Here is a 13,447-nt window from a genome sequence, read left to right as displayed (position 1 = left end):
CACGCAGCAGCTCCAAGCGAGCGCTTTGCAAAGCGCCGATGAAAGTACCCATGAAGTCCCGATAACGTCCCGTCCCCACACGTTCAAGCCATGACTATCATCAAGCAGGAAGACCTGATTCAGAGCATCGCTGATTCGCTGCAGCACATCAGCTATTACCATCCGCTCGACTACATCCAGGCGCTCGGCCGCGCGTACGAACTCGAAGAGAGCCCGGCCGCGAAAGACGCCATCGCGCAGATCCTGACGAACAGCCGCATGTGCGCGGAAGGCCATCGGCCGATTTGTCAGGACACGGGCATCGTCACCGTGTTTGTGAAGGTGGGCATGGACGTGCGGTGGGACGGTGCGACCATGGGCGTCACGGATATGATCAACGAAGGCGTGCGCCGCGGTTATCTGAACCCGGACAACGTGCTGCGCGCATCGATCGTGAGCCCGCCCGAAGGCGTGCGCCAGAATACGAAGGACAACACGCCGGCCGTGATCCACTACGAGATCGTTCCCGGCAATAAAGTCGATGTCCAGATCGCGGCCAAAGGCGGCGGCTCGGAAAACAAGACGAAATTCGCGATGCTGAACCCGTCGGATTCTATCGTCGACTGGGTGCTGAAAACCGTACCGCTGATGGGCGCCGGCTGGTGCCCGCCCGGCATGCTCGGTATCGGTATCGGCGGGACGGCGGAGAAAGCGATGGTCATGGCGAAGGAATCGCTGATGGACGCTATCGATATCCAGGATGTCATCGCACGCGGACCGCAGGACTGGATCGAAGAGCTGCGCGTGGAGTTGCACGAGAAGGTCAACGCGCTCGGCATCGGCGCACAGGGTCTCGGCGGCCTCGCAACCGTGCTCGATGTGAAGATCATGGCCGCGCCGACGCACGCGGCATCGAAACCCATCGCGATCATTCCGAACTGCGCCGCGACGCGTCACGCGCATTTCACGCTCGACGGTTCCGGCGTGGCGAAACTCGACGTGCCTTCGCTTGACGCATGGCCGAAGGTCGAATGGGTCGCGAACACGGAAACGAGCCAGCGCGTGGACCTGAACACGCTGACAAAGGAACAGGTCGCCGCATGGAAGCCGGGCCAGACGCTGCTGCTGTCGGGCAAGATGCTGACGGGACGCGACGCTGCGCACAAACGTATCGCCGATATGCTCGCCAAAGGCGAGAAGCTGCCCGTCGACTTCACGAATCGCGTGATCTACTACGTCGGCCCGGTCGACCCGGTGCGTGAGGAAGTGGTCGGCCCGGCGGGTCCGACCACGGCTACGCGCATGGACAAGTTCACCGACATGATGCTGTCGCAGACCGGCTTGATTTCTATGATCGGCAAGGCTGAACGTGGCCCGACGGCTATCGAAGCCATCAAGAAGCACAGGGCCGCGTACATGATGGCAGTGGGCGGCGCGGCGTACCTCGTGTCGAAGGCGATTCGCGGCGCGAAGGTCATCGCGTTCGAAGATCTGGGCATGGAAGCCATCTACGAATTCGACGTGCAGGATATGCCGGTGACCGTTGCAGTCGATTCGACCGGGACCTCCGTGCATCAGACCGGACCGAAGGAATGGCAAGCAAAGATCGGCAAGATTCCGGTCGCGACGGTTTAAACTACCGTCTTAGCAATACGAAAAAGAGCCGGGCCACGCGCCCGGCTCTTTCATTTTCGGGCGGTCGAGTAGAGAACTGTTTTCATTCTCATTCCAGCGCGCGGAAATACGAAATCTCCGCCAAATGGCGGGGAAAACACCATTTTTCATCTTGGCTTTTTAAACCTGAGCGGTTATGTTTGAAAAGCTGAAACGCCCACACAAGGAACTAACATGCAAGGCGACATCAAAGCCCTCGAATACCTCAACCAGCAGCTGAAAAACGAGTTGACTGCGATCAACCAGTACTTCCTGCATGCGCGCATGTACAAGCACTGGGGGCTGGAGAAGCTTGGCAAACACGAATACGACGAGTCGATCGGCGAGATGAAACATGCCGACTGGCTGATCCAGCGTATTTTCATGCTCGACGGCCTGCCGAACCTTCAGGACCTGCACAAGCTGCTGATTGGTGAAGAGACCGAAGAAATCCTTAAGTGCGACTTGAAGCTCGAACAGATTTCGCAGAGCACGTGCAAGGAAGCTATCGCCTATTGCGAATCGGTTCGCGATTTCATCTCGCGTGAGATCTTCGTGAAGATTCTCGACGATACGGAAGAGCACATCGACTGGCTGGAAACGCAGATCGATCTGATTGCGAAGGTCGGCATCCAGAACTATCAGCAAACCATGATGGGCGAAAACGAGTAAGCTACCGGCCACAATGCCCTTCGACGCCCTTCGTTCATCGTTTAGCCCCGCGGTCAGTGCCTCTGCCGAAGCGCTCGGTTCGGACGCGCCCGTCGGCATTTTCGATTCGGGCCTTGGCGGTTTGTCCGTCTTGCGCGCGGTACGTGCCGCCTTGCCGGACGAACGGCTGATCTACGCCGCGGATTCGCTATACGCGCCGTACGGTGAACGCGACGACGACTTTATCGCCGACCGGACGCTCGCGATCGGCGAATGGCTGGTATCGCAGGGCGCGAAGGCGCTGGTGGTCGCATGCAACACGGCGACCTCGCAGTCCATCGCTCAAACCCGCGAACGCTTGGCCGTTCCCGTGATCGGCGTGGAACCAGGCATCAAACCCGCGTCGCTCTCATCGCAAACGCGCGTGGTGGGCGTGCTGGCTACCGCCGTCACGCTGCGCAGCGCGCGGTTTCAGGCGCTGGCCGAGCGCCATGCCAGCGATTGCCGCTTTATCCTTCAGCCGGGGCACGGCCTTGTGCAGGCGGTGGAACGGTGCGACACGGACTCACCCGAACTCCTGGCTCTGCTGCGAAGCTACGTGCAACCCATGCTCGACGCCAACGCCGACACGCTCGTTCTCGGCTGCACGCACTACCCCTTTCTCGATGAAGCCATCCGCTCTATTGCCGGCGACCGGCTCAAGCTGGTCGATACGAGTGTCGCGATAGCGCGGCAACTCGAACGGCAACTGGATTCGTTTGGTCTGCGCGCGGCGCCTGCCCAAGCTCAGGCAATCGAATTGCCGCGCTTTTACTCCACCAACGACGGTTTGGCTCTGCGACAGCTCGCGGCGTCGCTGCTCGGTTTGGATGTCACCGTGGAACACGTCGTGATCCCGTCGCGGCGCACCCGGGCGCTGGAATCCGATCCGGTCTGAGACCACGCCCCAAGACCGGCCTGATCGCCTCCAGGCCACAAAAAACCGCGTTATCGGCTGAAAAAACCCCTTCCGCGCACGCGGTTTCAGTTCTTTACATAAAGCGGCTTCCTTCTGCGACAAGGCTTCGCACCCCGTCCCCTTTTCCCGTTCGCCGCACACCGAAAAAAACCGTTCACCGCTATTGCCAACTTTCGCATAAGGAATGATAATAATTCGCATTAACGTTAGCTATCGCGGTTGACCATGATCGTCTGTGTGTGCAAGTCAGTGTCGGATAGAAAGATTCGCGCGTCGATTGCCGATGGCGCATCTACCTTTGACGAACTGCAATTCGAACTGGGTGTTGCCTTGTGCTGCGGCAAGTGCGAGGAAACTGTACGCGACGTCATGTTGCAAAGCGGTTGCGCCTCGCATTGCAACATGCGAGGCGACCAGCATCAGGCCGTGCCGCTGACGTTCTACGAACGCAAGGCCGCGTAAGTACGCTCCAAGATCGACGGGGATTTGTTTGGCGCAAGTCGTCGCTACGCTGCCATCTGGCCACGTAGACGGCTTTCGCGCCAGTCACCGTGCGTCATCATGGTTGACACCGAAGTCCACGCTTCTCCGCCCGCAAGCCAGGTCACATCGAGCCAGCCCGCCAACCCCCATCCAAGGAGGGAATGATGGAATTGCTGATCGGTTTTGTGACCACGCTGTTTATTTCTCTGCTCATCTTCCGAAAATGAAGTCCTCCAGTCTCACATGCTGCATGGGCTTTGGCTATTCGTACGGTGTCGCCACCGTACAACCACGCTAATATGCCGTCTCCCCAGATCTCGCCCGGCAACTCGGCTGCGGCGCTTAGCGCTCACGCCTTCCCTTCGACCGAATCCTCAGGCATCAATCCGCGCGTGATTGCCGCGAGCGTCGCCGTGGTGGCGATTCACGTGGGCCTGCTCGTCGTCGCGCTTACCTTGCGTAACGAACCGCCGTCGCGCCCGATCAAATCGAAGACGATCACCGCCGAACTGATCAGCCTCGCGCCGCCGCAACCGGTCGCGGCTCCCGCGGCAATTCAGTCGACGCCCGTGCCTCCGCCGCCGAAACCGGTACCACCGAAGCCCGTACCAAAACCCAAGCCCGTTATTCAGCCGCGCCTGAAAGCCGCGCCGACACCGTTGCCGGAAACCACAGCGCCCTCGCCTGTTGCAGCGGCTGCGCTGGAGCCCGCTCCCGCTCCGCCTACGCCGCCCGGTGCGGCAGCGCCGGCCGCCGCCGCACCGGCTATCGGGCGCCCGACGATGGCTCTTGACGCGCCAAAGGACGTCGCGCATCTCGAATGCAACATCGCGATGCCGGACTACCCGGCGTTGTCGCGACGTCGCGGTGAATCCGGAGCGGCGCTGGTGAAGTTCGTCGTCGGGCTGACGGGGAAGATCGAGAACATCGAACTGAAGAAGAGCAGCGGCTCGTCGCGGCTGGATGACGCCGCGCTCGACGCCATGCGCTCGAGCGCATGCAAGCCCTATAAGGAAAACGGAGTGGCCATCCGCGCCGCGTATTCCCAGCCGTTCGTATTCGGGCTGAACGACTAGTGCAACGGTCGAGACCGGTCCAACGAACGCTGAATAGACACTAAAAAAATTCGACCTGATTTCTAGATATCTACACAGGAACTGCAATGCAAAACTACGGCTTGGCGCATGTCTGGGCGCAAGGGGATTTCGTCACGCGGGGTATCGCGCTGGCGCTGGCGATCATGTCGATTCTGTCGTGGACAGTGATCCTGGTGAAAGGCCTGAACGTGCTGCGCTTGAAACGCCTCACGAAAAACGCGGAGCAGGCGTTCTGGCATTCGGACGATTTCGCCGATGGCATCAAGAAGCTGAGCAGCCATTCTTTGAACGCGCAGGACAACCCGTTCCTTGCGCTCGCCCTCTCCGGCCAGGATGCCGCCGATCACCACCATCAGACGCAACCGCATCTGCACGACCGCATGGACGTGTCGGACTGGATCACGCGCTGCCTGAAGGACACCATGGACGAAGGCGTGGGACGCATGCAGACGGGGCTCGCCGTGCTCGCGTCGATCGGCAGCACCGCGCCGTTCGTCGGTTTGTTCGGCACCGTGTGGGGGATTTATCACGCGCTGCTGACCATCGGCGCGACGGGCCAGACTTCCATCGATCAAGTCGCGGGACCGGTTGGCGAGTCGCTGATCATGACGGCCTTCGGCCTGTTCGTTGCGATTCCGGCGGTGCTCGGATATAACGCACTGACCCGCTGGAACAAGGGCATTGTCACGAAGCTGAACCGCTTCGCGCACGGCCTGCATGCGTTCTTCGTCACGGGCACCAAGCTGGCGTCGAGCAAGCGCGGAGATGGCTTGCGCTTGGCCACTGGCGTCGCTTCGGGATCGGTTTCCGGTGCCACCCAGCCTGCATCGCGTGCGAGCTAAGGGGACGTCGCCATGGCCATGAGCCCTTTCTCCAGCGACGAGGACGACGGCATGATGAGCGAGATCAACATGACGCCGCTCGTCGATGTCATGTTGGTTCTGCTGATCATCTTTCTCGTGACCATTCCCGCGATCAATCATGCGGTCAAGATCGATTTGCCGAAAGCGAGCAGCCAACCGCAGGACACCAAACCGGCGCATGTGGACGTTGCCGTCGAAGCGGACGGCACGGTGCTCTGGAACGACCAGAAGGTCGACGACGCCGCCCTGCAGGCGCGCATAGCCGACGCCTCGAAGCAGACACCTCAGCCGGAATTGCGTTTGCGCGCGGACCGCAAGGTGCCGTATGAGCGCGTCGCCGATGTCATGTCGGCTGCACAAGGTGGCGGGTTATCGAAGATTGGCTTTGTTACCGAGCCTAAGGCGGGCGGCAAGTAAGCTGACTTACTTACGCGAACTTACGCCAAGCGTCATTCGCAAGACCCCAAAGTAAAAGGCCTTCATCGCAGTGATGAAGGCCTTTTTTTGTGTGCGCGCCGGCACATTCGGGCTAGCGGTTACTTTGGACTCGAGTAGCTCGAACTCGCAGTATCGCCACATGCGACAGCCGTGCTCGACACGGACAGCGCTATTAGCCCTATCAGGCCTACTATAAAAGTGGCCGTGAGTTTTCGCATAAGCAGCTCCTTAGCGAAGAGATTTCATCATAGCGCCCGGGTACAGCGCGTTCAAGCGCGTGGCGATTGAATCTGACCATCGCAAGCGCACGCTTCAATGTCAGAAACTTATTGATTCGCCGCGATTAGTCACACTGTTTCGCGAGCGGGCTCTACTTGGAGAGGACATTCTCCCGGGAAGCGATTGCTGTCATTGATCGACTCCACCAGAAAATCCACGAATGCGCGAATGGCTGGCACCATGCCCTGCCGCGATAAAAACACCGCATAGAGCTGCGGTGTCGGAAACGTCCAGCCGGGCATGACCGGTGACATCTGGCCGGTGCGCAGCGCAGCGCCGTACATCATCTCCGGCAACGCCGCGATACCCACGCCGCGCATCACGGCTTCGCGGATCATCCCGAGATCGGCCGTGACAAGGCGCGGTTCGTGCTCGAATTCGTGACGCGTGCCGTCGGGTGCGATCAGCCGGAAAACGTGGCGACCGTCGCCGGACGGGGTATCGATGGTATCGAATTGCGCCAGTTCCGACGGCGTGAGCGGCGGCGCGTTCGGCTTGAGCAGTGAAGGCGCGGCGACCAGCATCTGTTCGGTGCGCCACAGCGGCCGCGCGACGATCGTTGAATTGACGGGCGGCTCGGAGCGCACGCGCAACGCGACGTCGATAGCGTCCTCGAACAGATCGATCACGCGATTCGTCACGCTCATGATCACCCGAACCTCGGGGTATCGATGCAGAAAGTCCGGCATTACCGCCGATAAAAACGTCTGCGCCAAAGTCACCGGCACGCTGACTCGCACACTGCCGCGCGGCGAATCGCGCAGGCTATGCACGATATCGACGGCGGCTTGCGCCTCGGCGAGCATCGCCTGGCAATGCTGGTAGAAGAGCTGGCCGGCCTCCGTCAAGGCAAGCTTGCGCGTGGAGCGCTGCATCAGCCGCACGCCGAGAGAGGTTTCGAGTTCCGACACCCGTCGCGACAAACGCGACTTGGAGATGCCCAGCACGCGTTCCGCCGCCGAGAAACCACCGTGCTCGACGACATACGAGAAGTACATCAGGTCATTGAGGTCGTGCGAGTCAGGTTTCATGCGGTCAGTTCTACTCGGTTCTTGGTTGTCTCACAGGTGGGACAATCCATTGCGGAGGGACGGCTTTTTCCCCGAAATTCGATCCATATAATAGCGCTATGTTTTAAATTTGGCGCTAATGACCCAACGGCGCCCTACTTGTTGCATCGGTCACAACGGCCGCACGCGAGGACAAAATGGACACTACACGCAGTATCGAACGCACTGTTCCGGCGCTCCGCACCGTGGAGGGCGGCGGTTTTGTCGTGCATCGCCCGTTCCCCACGCGGCTTTTGATGGACTTCGACCCTTTCCTGCTGCTTGATGAAATGGGACCCGTCGACTACGCGCCCGGCGAGGCTAAAGGCGCGCCCGATCATCCGCATCGCGGGTTTGAAACCGTGACGTATGCGCTCGAGGGCCAGTTCGGCCACAAGGATTCGGCAGGACATTCCGGCACGCTGCGTCAGGGCGACGTGCAGTGGATGACGGCCGGAGCAGGCGTCGTCCACAGCGAAATGCCCGATCCGGAATTCACGCGCACCGGCGGCCGCGTGCACGGCTTGCAGCTTTGGGTGAACCTGCCCAAGCGCGACAAGATGATTCCGCCGCATTATCAGGAAATTGCGTCGGAGCACATTCCGGTTGCGACAAGCGACGACGGCCGTGTGCGCGTGAAAGTGATCGCGGGCGAAGCGCTGGGCGTGAAGGCGGCTATCGAAACGCGTACGCCGATTCTTTACCAGCACTTTTCGCTGGAACCGGGCGCGTCGATCGTGCATCCGGTGCCGCGCGACTTTCGCGTGTTCGGTTATGCGTTGTCGGGCGTTGGCCTGTATGGCGAGGCAAAGCAAGCCGTGGGTGCGCGGCAGATGATCGTGTTCGCGAACGATGGCGACACGGTGACGTTCGCCGCAGGCGACGAGCCGCTCGAATTGCTGCTGCTCGGCGGCGTGCCGCTGAAGGAGCCAGTAGTGCGCTATGGCCCGTTCGTGATGAACACGGAAGATGAGATCCGGCAAGCCGTGGTCGACTATCAGGCGGGGCGGATGGGTACGATCAACCACTAAGCAGGCTCGCCGCCATTGAGCGGTCAGACCGTGCTCGTTTCACCGGCGCGGCACGAATGACACTATTTGCGTCACAATAGTCATTCGTGCCGCGCCGTTTTATTGTCTGCTTTTTCATTCGATGCCGTGCGCCAATCACTCAGCCCTGGAGTACTGCATGTCCGAAAAGTTTGTGACGCCGCCTATCAGCGCCAGTATTGGTGCAACGGATTTCCAGGTTTCGCTGAGCGACGGCCAGCATGAATGGTTCGCCGACGAACCGTCCACGCACGGTGGCGCAGATACCGGCCCGACTCCCCACAGCTTGTTGCTGTCGAGCCTGGGCGCATGCACGTCGGTCACGCTGAGGATGTATGCCAAGCACAAGGCGTGGCCGCTCGAAGCGGTGCACGTGACGCTCACCCTGGACACCACGCCCGAAGGCACCGTGATCGACCGCCAGATCCTGCTGACCGGGGAGCTCGACACCACCCAGCGGGAACGGCTCTTGCAAATCGCGAATGCGTGTCCCGTGCACAAGATTCTCAGCGGCACGATCATGATTCATTCGGGCCTTACGCCCGCTTGACCCTCGCGATGGCCGGCTAATCGAACAACCCAAGGAAACTGTCGTTTTGAATTTCGAACACCTCATCCAGATCAACGACCCGCTCAATCCATTCGTGGAATCGATGACCCGTGAACAGGTCTGGCACGGACTCGTGCTGCGCGCGGAACAGCCGCAACTGTTCGTGATCGGCCTGGATCGATGCGCGATCCTGTCACGCGACGGCGACGTGCTCGAACGCGAATTGCACTACGGTCAGGCTATCGTGCGGGATCGCGTGACGCTCATCCCCGAAAGCAGCGTGCGCTACGACATCCTGCCGACCGCCGAGTACGTGGGCGGCTCGCTGACCATGGCGATCGAGCAACCGGACGAGCTTCAGTTGTTCCTGCGCTTCACCTACGCCACCACCCTGCCCGTCGCCGACGATCCCCAGGCCAGCGCCGACGCGCTGCAGACACAAGAGATTGTGAAGTCGGCGTATCGGGAAGCGGATATCGACACCGTCCGGCTGATCCGGCAGTTCGCTCACGGCAGCACACTCGAAGGTCCGTTGCACTAAAGCGCAATCATGTTTCGACCGTTTCGATAGTCGGACAGTCAGTGACTATCGAAACGTATGATCGATGAAAACTTCGTTGTTGTAAATAAGAATGGTTATCATTAAGATTAACCCATCGACTCAACGAACGGACTCTTCGACATGACCGACATCCTGCGCTCCACTACGCTTCGGCTGCGTCGCCCGGTCGAGCGCTCCGCGGCAGCGACCATTACGCGCCCCCGAACGGCTGCGGTAACGACTGCGCGTGCGGCGTCGAATGTATCCCCGGAGAGCGGCGAGCGCTCGCTACGCAGCGACACGCTGCTGCAGGGTCATAGTCATATCAGCATCCTGCATAACGGTGAGACGTATCAGCTGCGCGCCACGCGTCTGGGCAAGCTGATTCTCACTAAGTAACGAGCATCGGGCATCACGAAAGAATTGCAGTACCGGGTATTGTGGGGACCACCTCTTCGAGAGGTGTTTGGCACTAGCCAGCAAACGACGGCTTGCACGCGAGAATTTAGACCCCTTCGTGCAAACACCAGCCAGCCGTCGATAGCCAGCGAAGCCGCTTTTTTTTTTGGTTCCCGCCGTGTGCTTTGAAAAGCACCATTAGCTATGCAAAAAAGCACGTTTTCTCGCGAAAACGTGCTTTTTTATTTTGGCCGATTGGGTTTGATCAGACCTCCATCTGGAAGAACTTAGACGCTCTCGATTCCCAACGCTGCGATGCCCGCTCGCGCCACCGCCGCATCCTGATCCGACTTCACGCCCGACACACCCACCGCGCCGACGATATCCGCACCCACCACGATCGGCACGCCGCCTTCCAGCATGGCAGTCATTGGCGCGCTCAAAAACGCGACGCGGCCTTGCTTGATCATGTCCTCATACACTTTCGTTTCGCGCCGGCCCAGCGCGGCGGTACGTGCCTTGCCCGTCGCCATCTCGGCCGTACTCGCGCCTGCGCCGTCCAGCCTGTGCAGATGAAGCAGATGACCGCCGTCATCGACGACAGCAATCGTTACGTTCCACTTGTTCGCCAGCGCATGCGCTTCGGCAGCGGCCGCGATGGTCTTCACGTCCACATCGGTCAATGCGGGTTTCGTTCTCATTTCGTCACCTGTTGGAATCGTTGCGTTGAGATATCGATTGGCTCGATACCCGCAACGTTACCGCGAAAAGCCCCAGAACATCAGGTACCAGGCGCTATCAGCGACGGCGAGTGCGGCGATGAACCACAACATCGCCGCGCTCGGCGACACAAAGCGACCCGCGGCATACCGGCCGATAACGCGCCAGGCAAGCCACGCGCTCCATAGATTCGCGATACCGAGCAAACCCAGACGCACGTCCGTCACCCACCAGAGCGGCAAGTGTTCGGCGCGCAGCAGCGACACCGTGGTCGCCGATAAACCCAGGAACACGCCGCAGCCCGCCACGGGAATCAGCGCCTGCGTCAGATGATGCAGACGCGTGAAATCGAAACGGCCGAGCATGCGCGTGCCGGCGGCCAGCAAGCCGAGCAGCACCGTGCCATAAACCAGCCCCGTCACGACGATGTAACCCACGACCATGCCACCGTCGAGCCACGAGAAAACATCGTTTTGTTCGGGGTAATGCGTGAAGAGAAACCAGGGCGCGTTCGTGTCGAGCGGCCAGAGAATGTTGCGATCGATCAGCCACGACGCGAAGATCTGCTTCAGGTCGACAAACCACGTGCTCACGGTCCAGTGGAACGCGCCAATAGCGATGCCCAGCAAGCCGTACAGAATGAGCGCGGTGTCCCACCGATTAGCTTGTTTATCGCCGAGTTGCACGACTTCGGCCGAGGGCGAACGCCACTCCAGCGAAATGGCGTCCCGATGGCCGCTGCAACGGCCGCACATATGACAGTCCGACGCGCCTTTCATGGCGCGCAGCGGCACGAGCGGCGCGCAGTTGACGGGAATCACGCGATGCCCGTGCTCGCCCTCTTTATACGAGCGGCGCCACGCGTCCTCATTGACCTTGTAGTGAAAAGGCGCAAGCCGCGCCAGCAGCGAGAACACCCCGTTCACGGGGCAGAGATACTTGCACCACACACGCTTCTCGCGCCCATACAGCACGCCGACGATCATTGCACCGACCGTCGATCCGCCCAGCACGAGCAGCACGGCTTTCGGATACTGATAAACGCTGACCATCTGGCCATAGATGGTGGTGATGCCGAACGCGACGAAGGGCCAGCCGCCCCAGCGCAACCAGCGTGGAATCGCCCAGCCGCGGCCGAACTTGCTCGCCAACTCGGTCAACGCGCCTTCGGGACACAGCACGCCGCACCACACGCGGCCGAGCATCACCATGGAAAGCAGGACAAACGGCCACCAGATGCCCCAGAACACAAACTGTGCAGCAAGCGTCAGGTTGGTCCAGAGATGCGCGGTGCCATCCGGCAGCGGCAGCACGGCTGGAACCAGAATCAGGAACGCATACACGGCGACCACGACCCACTGAATGCCGCGGATCACGCTGCCGTGTTGTTGCATCCACTGCCCGGCTTGTTGAAGCCGGCCGGGCCGATTCATGACATGGCTCATGCCGCGCGTCTCGCCGATTTTTGCGCCATCTGGTTTTTCGAGCGGCGCAGCAGCAGGAAGATCACGGCCCAATACAGCGCGTACGCAATCAGGTTCATGCCGGCCGGATGCGCCCGATAACCCGTGAGCGACGCGACCAGCGAACCGAAGGTGCTGGAATCGTCGAGCAGCCAGGACGTGTCCCACACTTGATTCATGACCACGGGCAGGATTTCCTTGTCGATGAGTTTATCGACACCCGTTTCGAACAAGCCGGCCGCGAGGAACAGCAGCATGATTTCCGTCACGCGGAAAAAGAGCCGCCACGAGAAGATCTTGCCGCCAAGCTGCAGCAGATAGAACGTGAGGAACGCCAGCGCAAGACCGACCGCGACCGCCAGGTACTGCATGGGATCGACGTGACCCGACTGACCGAAGCCCAGGCCGTACAGGAAAATCACGGTCTCGCTGCCTTCACGCGCAATCGCGAGCGCAACCAACAACGTCACGCCCCACCAGTTCGCGTCCTGCTTGCTCTTTTGCAGCGACGCTTCCATGTCGCGTTTCATCGAGCGCCCATGCTGCTTCATCCACAGCACCATCTGCACGATCAACACGCACGCCACCAGCACCATGCCGGTCGTGAAATAGTCCTGCGCATCGCCGGACAATTCTTCTGTGAACCCGATCAGCACGGCGCCCAACGCCACTGCCGCCAGCAACCCGGCTGCGACGCCAGCCCACAAATAAGGAATACCGCGACGCGCATCGGCATCGCCATTTTTCAGCCATGCATACAGGATGCCGACGACCAGTAGCGCCTCGACACTCTCCCGCCACACGATGAAAAGAACCTGACCCATTACCTACCTCCTGCTCTTGCAGGCCAAAGCGGTTTGCGCGCGACGCTGCACAAACCGGCCCGGCATGACCTTACTTCGCGACGATGACGCCTTGCGCCGACTGATGAAAATCGTCGAAGAACTTGTATTCGCCCTTGTCCAGCGGCGCGATCACGACGAAGGAATCGGCGCCTGGCGCAAGGACCTTTTCTTTGCGCAACTGGATGCTTTCGAACTCCGCAGCGCCTTTGCCGATGTTGTGCACTTCAATTTTGAAGCGCTGCCCCGCCGGCACTTCGATACGCGCGGGATTCAGCTTGCCGTCGTCCATTTCCAGCTTGAAGGTCGGCAGGTCGGCGGCTTGCGCTGCAGCGGCACTGGCAAACCATCCAGCCGCCACGGCCAGCGAGGCGGCAACCAACTTGTATTTACGTTTCATGCATGCTTCCTGGCTGCGACGACCGGCAGGAAG

General features: G+C 60.4%; 16 protein-coding genes. 11 read left to right on the top strand and 5 right to left on the bottom strand.

The genetic code is table 11. The features are described 5' to 3' along the window. Nucleotides 1–90: 90 nt before the first annotated feature. The 7 genes from M0D69_RS34030 (at nt 91) to M0D69_RS34000 (ending at nt 6,101) form a co-directional block, all read left to right on the top strand. Nucleotides 91–1,614, top strand: a complete 1,524-nt coding sequence (locus M0D69_RS34030; RefSeq protein WP_301786223.1) for a fumarate hydratase — start codon at nt 91–93, stop codon at nt 1,612–1,614. 213 nt (nt 1,615–1,827) lie between these two features. Then, nucleotides 1,828–2,304, top strand: a complete 477-nt coding sequence (bfr, locus tag M0D69_RS34025) for a bacterioferritin (protein ID WP_301786222.1) — start codon at nt 1,828–1,830, stop codon at nt 2,302–2,304. 13 nt (nt 2,305–2,317) lie between these two features. Next, the gene (gene murI / locus M0D69_RS34020) at nt 2,318–3,220 is read left to right on the top strand and encodes a glutamate racemase (protein ID WP_301786221.1); all 903 of its coding nucleotides are present in this window, start codon (nt 2,318–2,320) and stop codon (nt 3,218–3,220) included. Between the two features lie 246 nt (nt 3,221–3,466). Further along, complete coding sequence (locus M0D69_RS34015; protein ID WP_301786220.1) at nt 3,467–3,703, top strand: bacterioferritin-associated ferredoxin; 237 nt, start codon at nt 3,467–3,469, stop codon at nt 3,701–3,703. A gap of 320 nt (nt 3,704–4,023) precedes the next feature. Beyond that, nucleotides 4,024–4,800 carry an energy transducer TonB gene (locus tag M0D69_RS34010; RefSeq protein WP_301786219.1) on the top strand — a complete coding sequence of 259 codons (777 nt, stop codon included), beginning with the start codon at nt 4,024–4,026 and terminating at the stop codon, nt 4,798–4,800. Nucleotides 4,801–4,886: 86 nt separating this feature from the next. Then, entirely contained in the window at nt 4,887–5,663 is a 777-nt protein-coding gene (locus tag M0D69_RS34005; protein WP_301786218.1) for a MotA/TolQ/ExbB proton channel family protein, read from the top strand. 12 nt (nt 5,664–5,675) lie between these two features. Next, entirely contained in the window at nt 5,676–6,101 is a 426-nt protein-coding gene (locus M0D69_RS34000; RefSeq protein ID WP_301786217.1) for a biopolymer transporter ExbD, read from the top strand. A 368-nt stretch (nt 6,102–6,469) separates the two neighbouring features. Here M0D69_RS34000 and M0D69_RS33995 read toward each other — a convergent pair whose 3' ends face one another. Next, nucleotides 6,470–7,432: a LysR family transcriptional regulator gene (locus tag M0D69_RS33995; RefSeq protein ID WP_122174449.1), complete on the bottom strand. Its 963-nt coding sequence runs from the start codon at nt 7,430–7,432 to the stop codon at nt 6,470–6,472. Between the two features lie 176 nt (nt 7,433–7,608). On the opposite strand from M0D69_RS33995, the gene M0D69_RS33990 reads away from it, so the two are divergent. From M0D69_RS33990 to hemP, 4 genes are all read left to right on the top strand, one after another. Continuing rightward, nucleotides 7,609–8,481: a pirin family protein gene (locus M0D69_RS33990; protein ID WP_301786216.1), complete on the top strand. Its 873-nt coding sequence runs from the start codon at nt 7,609–7,611 to the stop codon at nt 8,479–8,481. Between the two features lie 157 nt (nt 8,482–8,638). After that, complete coding sequence (locus M0D69_RS33985) at nt 8,639–9,049, top strand: OsmC family protein (RefSeq protein ID WP_301786215.1); 411 nt, start codon at nt 8,639–8,641, stop codon at nt 9,047–9,049. A 46-nt stretch (nt 9,050–9,095) separates the two neighbouring features. After that, nucleotides 9,096–9,590 carry an SRPBCC family protein gene (locus tag M0D69_RS33980; protein WP_301786214.1) on the top strand — a complete coding sequence of 165 codons (495 nt, stop codon included), beginning with the start codon at nt 9,096–9,098 and terminating at the stop codon, nt 9,588–9,590. A gap of 141 nt (nt 9,591–9,731) precedes the next feature. Then, nucleotides 9,732–9,989: a hemin uptake protein HemP gene (gene hemP / locus M0D69_RS33975; protein WP_301786213.1), complete on the top strand. Its 258-nt coding sequence runs from the start codon at nt 9,732–9,734 to the stop codon at nt 9,987–9,989. Between the two features lie 287 nt (nt 9,990–10,276). On the opposite strand, the gene M0D69_RS33970 is transcribed toward hemP, so the two are convergent. The 4 genes from M0D69_RS33970 to M0D69_RS33955 form a co-directional block, all read right to left on the bottom strand. After that, nucleotides 10,277–10,690, bottom strand: a complete 414-nt coding sequence (locus M0D69_RS33970) for a heme-binding protein (RefSeq protein ID WP_047898249.1) — start codon at nt 10,688–10,690, stop codon at nt 10,277–10,279. 57 nt (nt 10,691–10,747) lie between these two features. Beyond that, nucleotides 10,748–12,154, bottom strand: a complete 1,407-nt coding sequence (locus M0D69_RS33965; protein WP_301786212.1) for a 4Fe-4S binding protein — start codon at nt 12,152–12,154, stop codon at nt 10,748–10,750. Continuing rightward, entirely contained in the window at nt 12,151–12,996 is an 846-nt protein-coding gene (locus tag M0D69_RS33960; RefSeq protein WP_301786211.1) for an FTR1 family protein, read from the bottom strand. The genes M0D69_RS33965 and M0D69_RS33960 overlap by 4 nt, the downstream gene beginning before the upstream one ends. 70 nt (nt 12,997–13,066) lie before the next feature. Beyond that, nucleotides 13,067–13,414 carry a cupredoxin domain-containing protein gene (locus tag M0D69_RS33955; protein WP_301786210.1) on the bottom strand — a complete coding sequence of 116 codons (348 nt, stop codon included), beginning with the start codon at nt 13,412–13,414 and terminating at the stop codon, nt 13,067–13,069. Nucleotides 13,415–13,447: the final 33 nt, after the last annotated feature.

The sequence above is a fragment of the Caballeronia sp. SEWSISQ10-4 2 genome, assembly GCF_030464885.1.
Lineage (GTDB): Bacteria > Pseudomonadota > Gammaproteobacteria > Burkholderiales > Burkholderiaceae > Caballeronia.
This window is presented reverse-complemented; position numbering and strand designations above follow the sequence as displayed.